This window comes from Kitasatospora sp. NPDC001261, from assembly GCF_042896795.1.
Lineage (GTDB): Bacteria > Actinomycetota > Actinomycetes > Streptomycetales > Streptomycetaceae > Kitasatospora.
Genome location: NZ_JBIAXP010000028.1, coordinates 45,321 through 59,470 on the forward strand (window position 1 = coordinate 45,321; position 14,150 = coordinate 59,470).

The following is a 14,150-nucleotide window of genomic DNA, read 5'->3' on the forward strand; positions in this document are numbered from 1 at the left end:
CGAGGGCCCTCCACCCGTGGGTGGAGGGCCCTCGCGTACGGCCGGGAATCAGGCGTCGATGCGGGAGCGGTCCAGGGTGGCCGCCGAGTCCACGATGAACTCCTTGCGCGGGGCGACGTCGTTGCCCATCAGCAGGTCGAAGATCCGCTCGGCCTGCTCCAGGTCGCCCAGGTTGATCCGGCGCAGCGTGCGGTGGCGCGGGTCCATGGTGGTCTCGGCCAGCTGGTCGGCGTCCATCTCGCCGAGGCCCTTGTAGCGCTGCACCGGCTCCTTCCAGCGCTGGTTCTTGCGCTGGAACTCCAGCAGCGTGGAGCGCAGTTCGGCGTCGGAGTAGGTGTAGTGGTACTTCTCCTGGCCGCGCTTGGGACTGGTGAGCTCGATCCGGTGCAGCGGCGGCACGGCGGCGAAGACCCGGCCCTGCTCGACCATCGGCCGCATGTAGCGGTGGAACAGGGTGAGCAGCAGGGTGCGGATGTGCGAGCCGTCGACGTCGGCGTCGGCCATGAAGATGACCCGGCCGTAGCGGGCCTGGTCGATGTCGAAGGTGCGGCCGGAGCCGGCCCCTATCACCTGGATGATCGCGGCGCACTCGGCGTTCTTGAGCATGTCGCTCACGGACGCCTTCTGCACGTTGAGGATCTTGCCGCGGATCGGCAGCAGCGCCTGGAACTCGGAGTTGCGGGCGAGCTTGGCGGTGCCGAGCGCGGAGTCCCCCTCGACGATGAACAGTTCGCTGCGGTCGACGTCGTCGCTGCGGCAGTCGGCCAGCTTGGCGGGCAGCGAGCTGGTCTCCAGCGCGGTCTTGCGGCGCTGGGCCTCCTTGTGCTGCCGGGCGGCGACCCGGGTGCGGGCGGCCGCGACGACCTTGTCCAGCACGGCCCGGGCCTGGAGCTTCTGGTCCTTCTTGGCCGAGGTGAGGAAGGCCTTGAGCTCCTTGGCGACGACGGCGGCGACGATCCGGTTGGCCGCCGACGTGCCGAGCACCTCCTTGGTCTGGCCCTCGAACTGCGGCTCGGCGAGCCGGACGGTGACGACGGCGGTGAGGCCCTCGGTGGCGTCGTCCTTGGTGATGTCGTCCTCGGCGACGCGCAGCAGCTTGCTCGCGCGCAGCGCCTCGTTGACCGTCTTGGCCAGCGAGCGCTCGAAGCCGGTGATGTGGGTGCCGCCCTTGGGGGTGGCGATGATGTTGACGAAGGAGCGCAGGGTGGTGTCGTAGCCGGCGCCCCAGCGCAGCGCGATGTCCACGCCGAGGTGGCGGGTGACCTCGGTGGGGGTCATGTGGCCGAGGTCGTCCAGGACCGGCACGGTCTCCTTGAAGGTGCCCTCGCCGCGCAGCCGCAGCACGTCGCAGACCGGCTTGTCGGGGGCCAGGAACTCGCAGAACTCGGCGATGCCGCCGTCGTAGCGGAAGACCGTCTCGTCGATCTGCTCGCTCTCGGTGAGCCGCTCGTCACGCACCACGATGGTCAGGCCGGGGACCAGGAAGGCGGTCTGCCGGGCGCGGCTGTGCAGCGTCTCCAGGGAGAGCTTGGCGTCCTTGAGGAAGATCTGCCGGTCGGCCCAGTAGCGGATCCGGGTGCCGGTGCGGGTCTTCGGCACCTTGCGGGTCCTGGTCAGGCCGTTGCCGGCCTCGAAGGGCGCGTCCGGGCTGGTCTCGGTGAAGATGCCGGGGGTGCCGCGGCGGAAGCTGATCGCGTGGGTGTGCCCGCTGCGGTCGACCTCGACGTCGAGGCGGGCGGAGAGCGCGTTGACGACCGAGGCGCCGACGCCGTGCAGGCCGCCGGAGGCCGCGTAGGAGCCGCCGCCGAACTTGCCGCCGGCGTGCAGCTTGGTCATCACGACCTCGACGCCGGACAGCCCGGTCTTGGGCTCGACGTCGACCGGGATGCCACGCCCGTTGTCCCGGACCTCGACCGAGGAGTCGGGGTGCAGCACGACGTCGATGCGGTCGCAGTAGCCTCCGAGCGCCTCGTCGACGGAGTTGTCGATGATCTCCCACAGGCAGTGCATCAGACCGCGGCTGTCGGTCGAGCCGATGTACATGCCGGGGCGCTTGCGGACCGCCTCCAGGCCCTCCAGGACGAGCAGGTGCCGCGCGGTGTAGTTGGAACCGTCGTCGCCGGCCAGCAGCGCGGACGGCACGGTCGTTTCGGCACTCACGCGGCACTCTCCTCGGTGAAGATCTGTCTCATCGGTCACATCCGGACGCATCCGGACCAAACGCCAGTGCAGCACGCCGCACCGACACCCGTCGCCCTGCGTGCCCGAACCCGTGCGCCGGGTGCACAGCACGACGGACCGGCCCCGCGCAGCTTGTACGCGCTGCGCGAACAAGCACCGCACCCGGGTGTGGGCCCCGGGGGCGCCATCTCCTCCCGGTACCACCGGTCCTGGCGGATCGTGGGGCCCGGCGCAGGCTCCGGAACTGCCGTTATGCAGGCTACCGGGGCCCGGGACGGGGCTTATGCTCCAACCCGGCAGAGGATTATGCTACGCGGACCTCGCACCCGATCCCGATCGGGCGTTCGAGCGAAGGGCGGATCCCGGAATCCGGCACGCATGAACCACCGGCGCCCGGGGCACGTCCTCATCAACACAGCAGAATCCTCAGAGAAGAAAAGCCACGAGCGGGAACGTTTTCGGCCTGGTTGGATGTTGACCCTGGTACGACAGCTCGTCGAGCTAGAGAAGAGGCGACGTGACTACTGTTCTGACCCCTGCGAGCCCGCTCACCGCGGCTGACCGCTGCGACCGCTGCGGCGCCCAGGCCTACCTGCGCGTCGTACTCGCCAGCGGCGGAGAGCTGCTCTTCTGCGCCCACCACGGCCGGAAGTTCGAGCCCGAGCTCAAGAAGATCGCCGTGGAGATACAGGACGAGAGCGGCCGTCTCACCACCGCGACCACCGTGACGGCCACCGACGACGAGCGCTGATACAGGGCGCCACCAACAGCAGCCGGCCTCGAGCTGTGTCCGGTCGCGCACCACGCGCGACCGGTGAGCCGGGCGACGGACCCCTTCGGGGGCCGGTCGCCCGGCTCTGCTGTACCCCGGGCCGCCCTCCTGACCCCCGCCGTTGCCCCGGGCCGTGGCCCCGGCGGCGTCCGACGCGGCGTCAGAACCCGGTGCCGGCACGTGACCGGCCGCTCACCCGCCGCGACGTCCGCGGCACCGGAGGCGCCTCGTCCGCGGCTGCCACCGGCGTTCGCGGGCGTTCACCGGCGGTTGCGGGTGGTCGCGGGTGGTCACAGCACCGAGCGCACCGCGTCCGCGACCGAGGACACCCTGGTGTAGACGCCCGGGTGGGCCGCCTCGGCACAACCCGTCCCCCAGGACACCAGGCCCACCAGCCGACCGTCGACGATCATCGGGCCGCCGCTGTCGCCCTGGCAGGCGTCCTTGCCGCCCCTCTCCTCGCCCGCGCAGACCATGCCCCGGGCGTCGAACCTCCCGTCCTGCCCGCCCGGATAGGCCTGCGCACAGACCTGGTCCGGCACGACCGGCACGGACACCCCGCGCAGCACGGGCGAGTAGTCGCCCCGCCCGGTGGTGTCACCCCAGCCGTACACCTGGGTCGTGGTCCCGGCCGCGTACGGTTCGGTCTCGCCCTGGCCGACCAGCTCGACCACCGGCAGGGCGCCCTGGGACTCGGCGAGGGTGAGCACCGCGACGTCGTTCATGTTGGCGGCGAAGGAGTAGTCGGGGTGGATCCAGACCGACCGCACCGCCACCTCCCGGCCGGACGTGCCGCGCATGTCGTCCCGGCCGACGATCACCTTCAGGCCCGGCCGGTCCACCCGGCCCCTGGCCTCGTCGTAGAAGCAGTGCGCGGCCGTCACCACCTTGGTCGGGGTGACCAGCGCACCCCCGCAGAACTGGCCGGAACGGCCGCTGCCGAACTGCTGGCGGCTGGACAGCGCCACGATCCACGGGTGGTCCGCGGTGCTCACCGCGCTGCCGCCGACCACCCGGCGCTGCGCCTCGGCCGGCGCCGCGGTGCCGAGGGCGACCAGCGGAACGGGAACGGCGGCGAGCAGCGCCAGCACGGCGGCCCTGCGGCGGCGGCCCGCCCGGTCGGCGGCCGGGTCGGCGGGGTCCGCCGGGAACGGGGCGGGCGTCGGCAGGTCTGTGCGGTCCGGCTCGGTCGGCACCGTGACTCCAGGAGGCTCGGAAGCGGGCAACCGGCACAGCGTAGGTGACCGGCTACACGGTGCGACCGTTTCCCGCCGCGCCGCCACCCGGACGAGGGACAACCACCACCCGTACGCTGACGCGCCCGGGCCCGGACAGCCGCGAAGGCCCGGAGCCGTGCGGCTCCGGGCCTTCGCGTGGAACGACTGCCGTCGAATCAGTCCAGGTAGTCGCGCAGCACCTGGGAGCGCGACGGGTGGCGCAGCTTCGACATGGTCTTCGACTCGATCTGGCGGATGCGCTCACGGGTGACCCCGTACACCTTGCCGATCTCGTCCAGCGTCTTCGGCTGGCCGTCGGTCAGGCCGAAGCGCATCGAGACCACGCCCGCCTCGCGCTCGGACAGGGTGTCCAGCACCGAGTGCAGCTGCTCCTGGAGCAGGGTGAAGGAGACCGCGTCGGCCGGGACGACCGCCTCGGAGTCCTCGATCAGGTCACCGAACTCGCTGTCGCCGTCCTCGCCCAGCGGAGTGTGCAGCGAGATCGGCTCACGACCGTACTTCTGGACCTCGATGACCTTCTCCGGGGTCATGTCGAGTTCCTTGGCCAGCTCCTCCGGGGTGGGCTCGCGGCCCAGGTCCTGGAGCATCTGGCGCTGGACGCGGGCCAGCTTGTTGATGACCTCGACCATGTGCACCGGGATACGGATGGTGCGGGCCTGGTCGGCCATGGCGCGGGTGATCGCCTGGCGGATCCACCAGGTGGCGTAGGTCGAGAACTTGTAGCCCTTGGTGTAGTCGAACTTCTCGACCGCACGGATCAGACCGAGGTTGCCCTCCTGGATCAGGTCCAGGAAGAGCATGCCGCGACCGGTGTAGCGCTTGGCCAGCGAGACCACGAGGCGGAGGTTGGCCTCCAGCAGGTGGTTCTTGGCCCGGCGGCCGTCCTCGGCGATGATCTCCAGCTCGCGCTTGAGCTTCGGGGCGAGCTTGTCGGCGGCCGAGAGCTTGTCCTCGGCGAACAGGCCGGCCTCGATGCGCTTGGCGAGCTCGACCTCCTGCTCGGCGTTGAGCAGCGGGACCTTGCCGATCTGCTTCAGGTAGTCCTTGACCGGGTCGGCGGTGGCACCGGCGACGGCGACCTGCTGGGCCGGCGCGTCGTCCTCGTCGTCGTCGGAGAGGACGAAGCCCTCCGACTCCTCCTCCGGAGCGGTGCCCTCGGCCTCGGTCTTGTCGCCGGGCAGCGCGACGTCCTCGAGCAGCTCCTCCTCGCCGAGCAGCTCCTCGTCGCCCTTGGCGGTCTTGCCGGCGGTGGTCTTCTTGGCAGCGGTCTTCTTGGCCGGCGCGGCGGTCTTCTTCGCCGCGGCCTTCTTGGCCGGCGCGGCCTTCTTCGCGGGAGCCGCCTTCAGCTCGGAGCCGACCGCGGTCCTCCCCTCGGCGGTGATCTCGGCGGAGACGGTGGGAGCCGAGGCCGTGGCGGCCGCGACGGCCGGAGCCGCGACGGGAGCGCCGGGGGCGATCCGCACGGGCGGCTTGGTCGGGGCCGACGGGGCGGCCGGGGTCCGGGTGGTGACAGCCTTGGTGGCGGTGCGCTTGGTGGGGCTCTTGGCAGCAACGCTCTTGCGCTTGGCGCCGGCCGGTTCGGCCGCGCTGACCATGAGGTCCACCCCCTCCTCAATCAGCACCTGGTTGAGGCTGCGCATGACGTTCTTCCACTTGGTGACCGGGATCTGGTCCGCCTCGAACGCCTGGCGCACGTCGTCACCGGCGATCTGCCCCTGGGCCTTGCCCCGCTCGATGAGCGCCAGCAGAGCCGCGGACTCGGCGATCTCGGGGGGAAGCGAACGGGATGTGCTGGCCGACACGAACAACCTCTCGGACGATGAGTGGATCTCGAACCCGTACCGGCCGCCCGAGCGGGCGGGGAAGGAGATCGCGCGTCGGACGCGCGGTGTCGATTCCGACCGACTCGGGCTTGAGGACTGGGTTTGCAGGACGGCAGCAGCGCCGCGGACCAACACAGCATTCTGACATGTTGGAGTATTCCGGAGCTGCTTCCGCTCAGGACACATCGCTGCTACTCGTCAAGTGTTACGCATGGCCTTCGTGTCGCGGGTCACACCGACCCGGCGCCCGCAACCCGGGGCCGCTTCCATCATCGCGCACTCGCGAGGTGAACTGTTGTCATGGACAAGCCGCGAAATGGGCTCGCCTTTCGCCGGGCCGCCCTCCCGGGCCCGGCGACCCCTCCCGGGCGCGGCCGGCAGGCCCGGCTCCCCCAGCTCCGGCTTCCCCGTCCTTCTCCCGCCCCCGGCGTTCCCCACGTTCTCCCGGCTCCGGTCGACCCGAGGGGTGACGGCATGCGGAGGCCCCCCGGCTGCGCCGCACGATGCGACCGGAGGGCCCTGGCGGAGCGGACCGCCGCCAGCCGGCGCCTCCGCTCGTGGAAACAGCCCGTTCAGTGCTCCCTGGGCGCGGGGACGGACGGCTCGACCTCGGGATGGACGGTGAGCAGCGCCCGCATCGCGACCTCGCCCGCGGTGCCGTCGCCGGCGCCCAGCGCGTCCACCAGCCGGGCGTGCAGGCCGACCGAGGACTCGGAGGGCCGCTCGCAGGAGATCGCCGGGCCGCCCGAGACCTGCAGCGCGCAGGCGACGATCCCGGACAGGTGCTCCAGCATCCGGTTGCCGGCCATCTGGAGGATCAGGCCGTGCAGCTCGGCGTCGGCCCGGGTGTACGTGGAGAGGTCGGCCTGGGAGGCGGCGTGGCCCATGATCTCGACCAGCTCGACCAGGCGCTGCTGGACGTCCTCCCGGCCGTGGCCGGCGGCGAGCCGGGCGGCCAGCGGCTCGATCGCCCAGCGGAGCTCGAACAGCTCCCGGCGCTGCTCGTCCCGCTGCGGACCGAAGGCGCGCCACTCGATGATGTCCGGGTCCAGCAGGTTCCAGTCGCCGACCGGACGGACCCGGGTGCCGACGTTCGGCCGGGCGCTGACCAGGCCCTTGGCCTCCAGCACGCGCAACGACTCGCGGACGACGGTCCGGGAGACCTCGAACCGCTGGCCGATCTCCTCGGGCACCAGCGGGCGGTCGGCACCGAGATCGCCGGAGACGATCATCTGGCCGAGCTGCTGGACCAGCTGGCCGTGCAGACCGCGGCCGCGGCTGCTGGTGGTCTTGCGGCCGACCCGGCCGATGTCGGACTCGGCGCCCTCCCAGCGGGGCGCCGGCGGGGTCGGCCGGTCGGCGTACGAGAAGCGGTCCAGGTCGCCGGGACCGTGGATGGGCCCATCGGCGGAACGGGCGGGGGTCATGGTGGGGTGCGCAAGGGTACTCACGCCTCCTTTGTCGGCGATCCGCAGGCGTGGCTTGAGAATTCTCGTGAAAAGCACACGAAAGGGTGATCGACCGTGACTGGATAATTGACTTCTTATCAGGAAGAACCGCGCATTACGGTCACTGCTGGTCGATCTTGGTAGCCACGGGCAGGGCCGCACCCCGGGGGCTTCCGCAGGACCGGACAGGGCCGCCCACGGGTGCGGCTCCGTGCGGGAGGCCCTGCGCGATGCGCAGCCACGGGTCTACAGGGCGCGGCGGCGGGCCTGGGCCAGCAGGGCGGCGAGCAGCAGGAGCCCCGCGGGGGCCGCGACCGCGGCGAGCAGCGCCGGATCGGTCAGCGCCGCGCTCCCGGCCACCGCCTCGTGCGCACCGCCGTACACCCAGCCGTAGGCCCACTCGATCCCGGACTGGAACGGCAGCAGCTCGGCCGCCCGGGCCGGCCACGGCCTGCCGGTGTGACGCAGCAGCAGGGCGACGCCGGACTCCAGCAGCGGCGGCAGCGCGCACAGCAGCAGCACCCCGGCCGCGGCGCTGCGGGTCAGCGAGGCCGTCAGCACCCCGGTCCAGGCCGCCACCACGGTGAGCAGGACGAAGGCCAGCAGGGCGGCGGGCACCCCGTGACCGGCCGTCAGGCCGAGCGGGGAGAACACGCCCGGCAGGTCGGACAGCCCGGACAGCCCGGCGCCGGTCACCGCCGCGGACACCCCGTCCGACAGCGCGGCCGGGTCCGCCCAGGCCGCCACGGTGACGCCGTCCGGCAGCGCGAGGTGCACGGCCAGCGTGTCGAGCAGCAGGGTGGTCAGCGCCAACAGGGCCGCCACCGGCCCGATCACCACCAGCTTGGCCAGCAGCAGTCGCACCCGGCGCGGGTACGACACCTGCGAGGCCGGCAGCCCCGGGTGGCGCACCTCGTGCCCGTACGAAAGCGCGCCCAGCACCCCGGCGCCGAGCGCCGCGAAGGGCAGCGGGACCAACGGGACGGCGGCGGTCAGCAGCCGCACCCCGGCCGGGGCGGCCAGCGGGCCGTCCGGGGCCTGGTCCGCCAGGACGGCGGCCACGACGGCGTCGCCGAGCAGCACGGCGGCGAGCAGCAGCCAGGTGGAACGCAGGCCGCGCAGGCGGCGCAGCTCGTAGGCCAGGACACGCACGGTTCACTCGCTCCGGTGGTCGTCGGGGGTGGCGGGGGCAGGGGCTGCGGGGATGGCGGGGGCCGTGGGGGCGGCGGGGGGCTGGGCGGTGGAGACCCGGACGGCGCTCGTGCCCGAGACGGGGCGACGGAGGCGGACGGTGTCGTCGGTGAGCAGGTCGTCGGCGCTCAACCGGCGGCCCGGCGGCCGGACCCGGGCGGGCGGATGCGGCAGGACCGGGGCCGGGTCGTCGCGGAAGAGCCGGTCGACGGCGACGATGGGCGCGGGGGCGGGCTTGGCGGGGGCGTCGGACCCGGCCTCCGCGGTCGGCTCCGGCCGACGGCCGACGGGCCCGGGGCGGCGGCCCGCCGAACCGAGGACGGGGAGCGCGGCGGCGGGGAGCGCAGCGGCGATTGCCACGGCGGGCAGGGCGCGGGTGGGCAGGGAGCCGTCCTCCCGGCGGCGGGGGGCGTTGTGCTTCGGGGCGGTGGCGGCACGGGGGACGGAGGCGGTGGCTTCGGGCGCGGTGGCTTCGGGGACGGACGCTTCGGGGGCGGAGACGGTGGCCGGTTCGGCCGGAGTCGTCACGGCTCCGACCGGGGTGGGCTCGGCGGCCGGCTCGGGGATCCGCTCGGCGGCCGACTGCGGGCCTGGCTCTGACTTCGGTTCCGGGTTCGGTGCCGGGTTCGGTTGCTCGGCCGGCTCCGGGCCCGGCCCCGCCCCGGGTTCCGGGTGGAGGCGGAGGTGGCCGGAGCGGCCCGAGCCGGCCGGCAGGACGACCCGCGGCGCCGGCTGCTCGACCACCCGGTCCGCCAACTCGTGCAACAGGATCCCGTGGCGGTAGGCGAGTTCGCCGATCTCGGTGCGGTCGATGCCGGCCACCGCGAGGCCCACGCTGCCGTCCCGTCGGACGTCCGCGCCCTGGCTGACCAGCAGGTCCGCCAGCCGTGCCATCTGCGGCCCCCGGACGGCCACTTCGGGGCTGAGCCTGGTCCGCCGGAACTCCGCGACCGGCTGGTCGGCCACCAGTCGACCGCGGTCCAGGGTGACCACCCGGTCCGCGAGCTGCGAGGCCTCCTGCGGCGTGCGGGTGGTCACCAGGACCGTTCCGCCGGCGGCCCCGAAGGAGCGCAGGAAGGAGTGGAACCACTCGACGTTGCGCGGTGACAGACCGTCGGCGGGCCCGTCCAGCAGCAGCGCGCCGGGGTCGCCGAGCAGGGCGGCGGCAAGGGCCAGGCGGCGGTGCATGCCGGGCGAGAAGGTGCGCAGCCGCTGCCCGGCGACGGCGGCCAGCCGGGTCTGCTCCAACAGTTCGTCGGCCCGCCGGGCCGGGACGCCGACGGCCGCGGCGAGCATCCGCAGGTGGCTGCGCGCCTTGCGGCCCGGATGTCCGGCCACCGCGGCCTCCCCGGTGCCGGGCAGCAGCACCCCCACCTCGCGCTCGGGGTGGCGCAGCCGACGGTAGCGGCGGCCGTCGAAGAGCGTGACGCCCTGGCCGCGTTCGAGTTCGAGCATCAGCCGCAGGGCGGTGGACTTGCCCGCCCCCTCGGCGCCGAGCAGCGCGGTCACCGTGCCGGGCCGGGCGTCGAAGGTCAGGTCGAGCACTGCGGGCGGAGCGCCCTTGCGGTAGACCTTGGTCAGTCCGGTGATCTGGATCATCGCTGGTTGCTCCCGTGCCCTCGGCCGAGCTGTTCGACGCGGAGCACCCCTGACGGGCGGGCATGCACCCGCGCGGCTCCGCGCCAGCACATTAGGGGGCGGCGACGGCTATTCCGGGCATTACGGGAACGGCACGGGCCCACCGGCTGCCCACCTCACCCGATCAGGGGACAATCCGATCCTGCGATTCACGGTCGACCGGTCCGTTCCGGGTCCCGGCAGAGTCGGTTGCTTCGGCGGCTCCGGTGGCTTCGGTGACTCCGGTGGCTTCGGCGGTGCCGGACGGGCGGGGCTCCGTGTCCGATGACGGGTGCGGCTCCTATCGGGAAGGCCAGGGCGGTGGCGGGAGCTGCTCACCGCCGCACTCCGCGTGGAAGTCGTCGACGGCGGCCTGGCCCTCGACCACGATCTCGCCCAATCGCTCCCGCTCGGCGGCCAGCCGTTCCTCGACGGCGGCGATCGCCTCGGGCGCCGCGTGCTCGGCCTGCAGTTCGGCCAGTTCCTTCTCCGTTGCGGTGGTGGTCCTGTCCAGGCTCTGGTAGTCCGCCGCCAGCCCCTCGATGAGGATTCGCTGGTTGGCGCAGTCCTTGATGGCCATCGCGGGACTCCCTGGGCCGGAGGCCTCCGGCCCGGGCGGTCGGAGCGTCCACTGACACTCTGCGCCGACGCCCCCGGGTCCGCAGCCAGGCCAGGCCATTCGGCTACCCGATGCCGCGCAACGGCGGGTCGGTACCGGGTCCGGGCGGACCGGGCACAGGGCTTGGCGGAGGGCTGGGGACAGGACCGGGCACAGGGCCCGCGGGGGTCAGGACTCCGGGCGGAGCATGGGCGGGTTGAGGACGGTCGCACCGCCGGCGGTGAACAGCTGGGCCGGACGGCCGCCCTGACGGGTCGTCGTGCCACCCGAGGGCAGCAGGAAGCCGGGGGTACCGGTGACCTTGCGGTGGAAGTTCCGCGGGTCCAGCACCACACCCCAGACCGCCTCGTAGACCCGGCGCAGCTCACCGACGGTGAACTCGGTCGGGCAGAAGGCGGTGGCGAGGGAGGAGTACTCGATCTTGGAGCGGGCGCGTTCCACACCGTCGGCGAGGATCAGGCCGTGGTCGAAGGCGAGCGGGACACCGTCGGCCGGGTTCTCCCCGAGGAGTTCGCCGACCGGGGCCCAGCGGGCGCCGCTGGCGTCGCCGCCGGCCCGGGGCGTCGGCAGGTCGGGGGCGAGCACCAGGTAGGCGACGCTGACCACGCGCATCCGGGGGTCGCGCTGCGGGTGGCCGTAGGTGGCGAGCTGCTCGAGGTGGGCGCCGGCCGCACCGGGGCCGACCGCGTCCTGGCCGGGGGCGGTGTGGGCGCGCAGGCCGGTCTCCTCGGCCAGCTCACGGGAGGCGGCCTCAGCCAGGCCCTCGTCCGGGCGGACGAAGCCGCCGGGCAGCGCCCAGTACCCCTGGAACGGCGGCTCGCCTCGTCTGACCAGCAGGGCGCAGAGCGAGTGGTCGCGCACCGTCAGCACCACGAGGTCAACCGTGACAGCGAACGGGGGGAAGGCCGACGGATCGTAGCGCGACATGGCGACGATCATAGTCGTCTCTCTGACGATAAGCACAGGCCCGTGCGTGGCCGCTCCTGGCCGGTGGCCCCCGCCCGACCCGGCGCGGTTCGTATACGGGCCGCGCCGGGCCGGGAGCGGACGGGACCGGTGCCGGTGACCCGGTGTCACCGGCGCCGGGCCCGGACGGGCGGTGGCGGGCCGCGGCGGGCTCAGCGGGCGACGAGTTGCAGGTCCTCGGACGCCTCCTCCACCATCGCCACGCCGATCCGGCTCACCCGGACGGAGAAGGGCTCGCCCGCCACCCGCAGACCGGTCAGCTCCAGCTCGCCGAGCGGTGCGGTGCTGGCCGGGCGGACCAGCACCCGGCCGCCCGGGACGTCGGGCCGGACCCCGGCGAGGGCGAACACCGCGTGCACGGCACCGGCCGCGGAGACCGCCGCCGGACGGCAGGCGGCCGGGTGCGGCACCGGCGGGCAGCCGGGGGTGCGCTGCTCCCCCGCGTACATCTCCGGCAGGCGCCCCTCGAAGTGGGCGCTCGCGGCGAGCAGGCCCTCCAGCAGGGTGCCGGCCTCGTTCTCGTGACCGGCCTCGGCCAGTCCGGCGACCGCCAGCGCCGTCTCGTGGACCCGCACCGCGCCGCCGCGGTGGCCCAGCGGGTTGAAGCGGAGGGACTTGGCGCTCAGGGTGCGCAGGCCCCAGCCGCTGTCCAGCTCCGGCGCGACCAGGCGCTGGGCGAGCAGCCGGGTCTGCTCGCGGTCCAGCAGGCTCTCGTGCCGGCCGCCGTCCACGGCGAGCCCGGTGTCCAGCAGGTGCACCAGGGAGGAGGCGACGGCGGGCAGCGGCTGGCCGCCCGGGGCCAGCCCGGCCGCGGGGCGGCCGCCGGAGAGGTCGTCGACCCAGAACCGCTCGCGGAAGCGCCGGCGCAGCCCGGCGGCCCAGCCGCGCCAGTCCTCGGCGCCCGGTCGACCGAAGGCCTCCAGCAGCTCGGCCCCGTGCAGGGCGGCGCGGTGGGCCTGCGCCTGGACCTCGGCGCGGGCGGCGACCGGGTGGGCGGAGCGCTCCTCGGCCGGGCGGCTCAGGTCGGTGACGAAGCCGTCGACCAGACCCTCCCGCAGGGCGGCCAGGGCCCGCTCGGCGGTCGGCAGCAGCTCGGCGACCTCCGCCGGGGGCAGGCCCCAGCGCCAGGCCTCGGCCAGCACGGTGACGAACAGCAGGGTGGCCTCGGTGGCCGTGCAGGTGGGTGGCAGCTCGGGACCGCCGTGGCGCAGGGCGCCGGGCAGCAGGCCCTCGGTGCGGCCCGGGGCGGGGGCGAGCTGCTGGCGGCGGGCCAGCGCCCGGAGGGTGCCGGCCGCCAGCCGGGTGCCGAGCGGCAGGGTCAGGCGGGCGGCCCAGAGCGCGTCGGCCGGGGCGAGGCCGAAGCGCCAGGGCGCTCCGGAGGCCGGGTAGAGGTCGGTCGGGCGGTCCGGGTCGGCGAACAGCAGCCCGCCGAGGGCGTCCAGCGAGCGGGAGACCAGTGGGGCGGCCCGGGTGTCGTCGCTGCGGACCTCCGGCTCGGACCAGGGCAGTGGCGCGCCAGTGCCGCGGCCGCCCGGCGGGCGCGGGCCGCCGGCGGCGGTCTCCAGCTCGGTGTGCAGCTCGACCGACCAGCGGGCGCCCGGCTGGACCTCCAGGTCCCAGCGGAGCACGCCGGCGCCGGCCAGGACGGCGTGCGGGGAGGGCTGGGCGCTGACCACGGCGCTGTGCACCGGGCCCGTCCAGCGCAGTCCGGCGGACTGCACCTGCCCCGGCAGGTCGGGCTGGCGGTGCCCGGCCGCGATCTCGGCGACCGGGCCGAGGTCGGTGCCGAGGGCTATCTCCAGTGGCAGCCGGGCGGGCCGGGGACCGGTGTTGCGCACGACCACGGTCTCCACGCCGTCCGCGTGCCGCAGCCGCTCGACGGTGAGTGCCGGATCCGGGTCGAGGTCGCCGGGGATGCGGACGGCGCCGAGGAAGCGGGCCTGGGCGGTGCTGGTCAGAGTGCCCTGGAGCGGCAGCGGCTCCATGCCGCCCAGCCGCAGCTCCATCCGGGCGAGCACCCGGACGCCGTTGCGGTAGAAGCCGTGCAGGCCGTGGCCGCGCAGCTGGCCGTCGGGGCCGGAGGCGGCCATCGCCGGGGCGTTGACGCAGATCACCGCGTGGTGGACGGCGGGCGGCTGCGGCCGCGGCGGGGCCGCGGCTCGGCCCGGGCCGAGCGGTGCGCCCGCGGGCCCGGCTGCCGGGGCCTGGTCGTGGCGGCCCACCGGCCTGGGCGGCGCGCCGACCACGCTCTCGGCCGGCATGGCCTGTGGTGGCCTCATGGCGGTCACCGGACTC

At 74.2% G+C, this 14,150-nt stretch carries 10 protein-coding genes; 1 reads left to right on the plus strand and 9 read right to left on the minus strand.

Features of this window, described 5'->3' with window-relative positions; genetic code table 11:
• Positions 1–48 precede the first annotated feature (48 nt).
• Complete coding sequence (locus ACFY4B_RS31920; RefSeq protein ID WP_049650787.1) at positions 49–2,160, minus strand: type IIA DNA topoisomerase subunit B; 2,112 nt, start codon at positions 2,158–2,160, stop codon at positions 49–51.
• A 538-nt stretch (positions 2,161–2,698) separates the two neighbouring features.
• On the opposite strand from ACFY4B_RS31920, the gene ACFY4B_RS31925 reads away from it, so the two are divergent.
• On the plus strand, positions 2,699–2,932 hold the full coding sequence (locus tag ACFY4B_RS31925; RefSeq protein ID WP_049650788.1) for a hypothetical protein: 234 nt from the start codon (positions 2,699–2,701) through the stop codon (positions 2,930–2,932).
• 311 nt (positions 2,933–3,243) lie between these two features.
• Here the strand turns inward: ACFY4B_RS31925 and ACFY4B_RS31930 are convergent, their stop codons facing one another.
• From ACFY4B_RS31930 to ACFY4B_RS31965, 8 genes are all read right to left on the minus strand, one after another.
• The gene (locus ACFY4B_RS31930; RefSeq protein ID WP_049650795.1) at positions 3,244–4,044 is read right to left on the minus strand and encodes a trypsin-like serine protease; all 801 of its coding nucleotides are present in this window, start codon (positions 4,042–4,044) and stop codon (positions 3,244–3,246) included.
• Positions 4,045–4,346: 302 nt separating this feature from the next.
• On the minus strand, positions 4,347–5,999 hold the full coding sequence (locus ACFY4B_RS31935) for an RNA polymerase sigma factor (RefSeq protein ID WP_387973846.1): 1,653 nt from the start codon (positions 5,997–5,999) through the stop codon (positions 4,347–4,349).
• Between the two features lie 587 nt (positions 6,000–6,586).
• Positions 6,587–7,519 (minus strand): FadR/GntR family transcriptional regulator, encoded by a 933-nt coding sequence (locus ACFY4B_RS31940; RefSeq protein WP_049650790.1) that lies wholly within the window; start codon positions 7,517–7,519, stop codon positions 6,587–6,589.
• Between the two features lie 189 nt (positions 7,520–7,708).
• Positions 7,709–8,614 carry a hypothetical protein gene (locus ACFY4B_RS31945; protein WP_387973849.1) on the minus strand — a complete coding sequence of 302 codons (906 nt, stop codon included), beginning with the start codon at positions 8,612–8,614 and terminating at the stop codon, positions 7,709–7,711.
• A 3-nt stretch (positions 8,615–8,617) separates the two neighbouring features.
• Positions 8,618–10,252: an ATP-binding cassette domain-containing protein gene (locus ACFY4B_RS31950; protein ID WP_387973852.1), complete on the minus strand. Its 1,635-nt coding sequence runs from the start codon at positions 10,250–10,252 to the stop codon at positions 8,618–8,620.
• Positions 10,253–10,571: 319 nt separating this feature from the next.
• Positions 10,572–10,850: a hypothetical protein gene (locus ACFY4B_RS31955; protein ID WP_387973855.1), complete on the minus strand. Its 279-nt coding sequence runs from the start codon at positions 10,848–10,850 to the stop codon at positions 10,572–10,574.
• A gap of 207 nt (positions 10,851–11,057) precedes the next feature.
• Complete coding sequence (locus ACFY4B_RS31960; protein WP_049659772.1) at positions 11,058–11,816, minus strand: NUDIX domain-containing protein; 759 nt, start codon at positions 11,814–11,816, stop codon at positions 11,058–11,060.
• A gap of 191 nt (positions 11,817–12,007) precedes the next feature.
• Positions 12,008–14,134 carry a glycogen debranching N-terminal domain-containing protein gene (locus ACFY4B_RS31965; protein ID WP_380778325.1) on the minus strand — a complete coding sequence of 709 codons (2,127 nt, stop codon included), beginning with the start codon at positions 14,132–14,134 and terminating at the stop codon, positions 12,008–12,010.
• Between the last annotated feature and the right edge of the window lie 16 nt (positions 14,135–14,150).

Excerpts from the sequence above, each read along its gene's own strand:
- ACFY4B_RS31955 (WP_387973855.1), bottom strand. The coding sequence starts at position 10,850 with ATGGCCATCAAGGACTGCGCCAACCAGCGAATCCTCATCGAGGGGCTG.
- ACFY4B_RS31965 (WP_380778325.1), bottom strand. The coding sequence starts at position 14,134 with ATGAGGCCACCACAGGCCATGCCGGCCGAGAGCGTGGTCGGCGCGCCG.
- ACFY4B_RS31950 (WP_387973852.1), bottom strand. The coding sequence starts at position 10,252 with ATGATCCAGATCACCGGACTGACCAAGGTCTACCGCAAGGGCGCTCCG.
- ACFY4B_RS31960 (WP_049659772.1), bottom strand. The coding sequence starts at position 11,816 with ATGTCGCGCTACGATCCGTCGGCCTTCCCCCCGTTCGCTGTCACGGTT.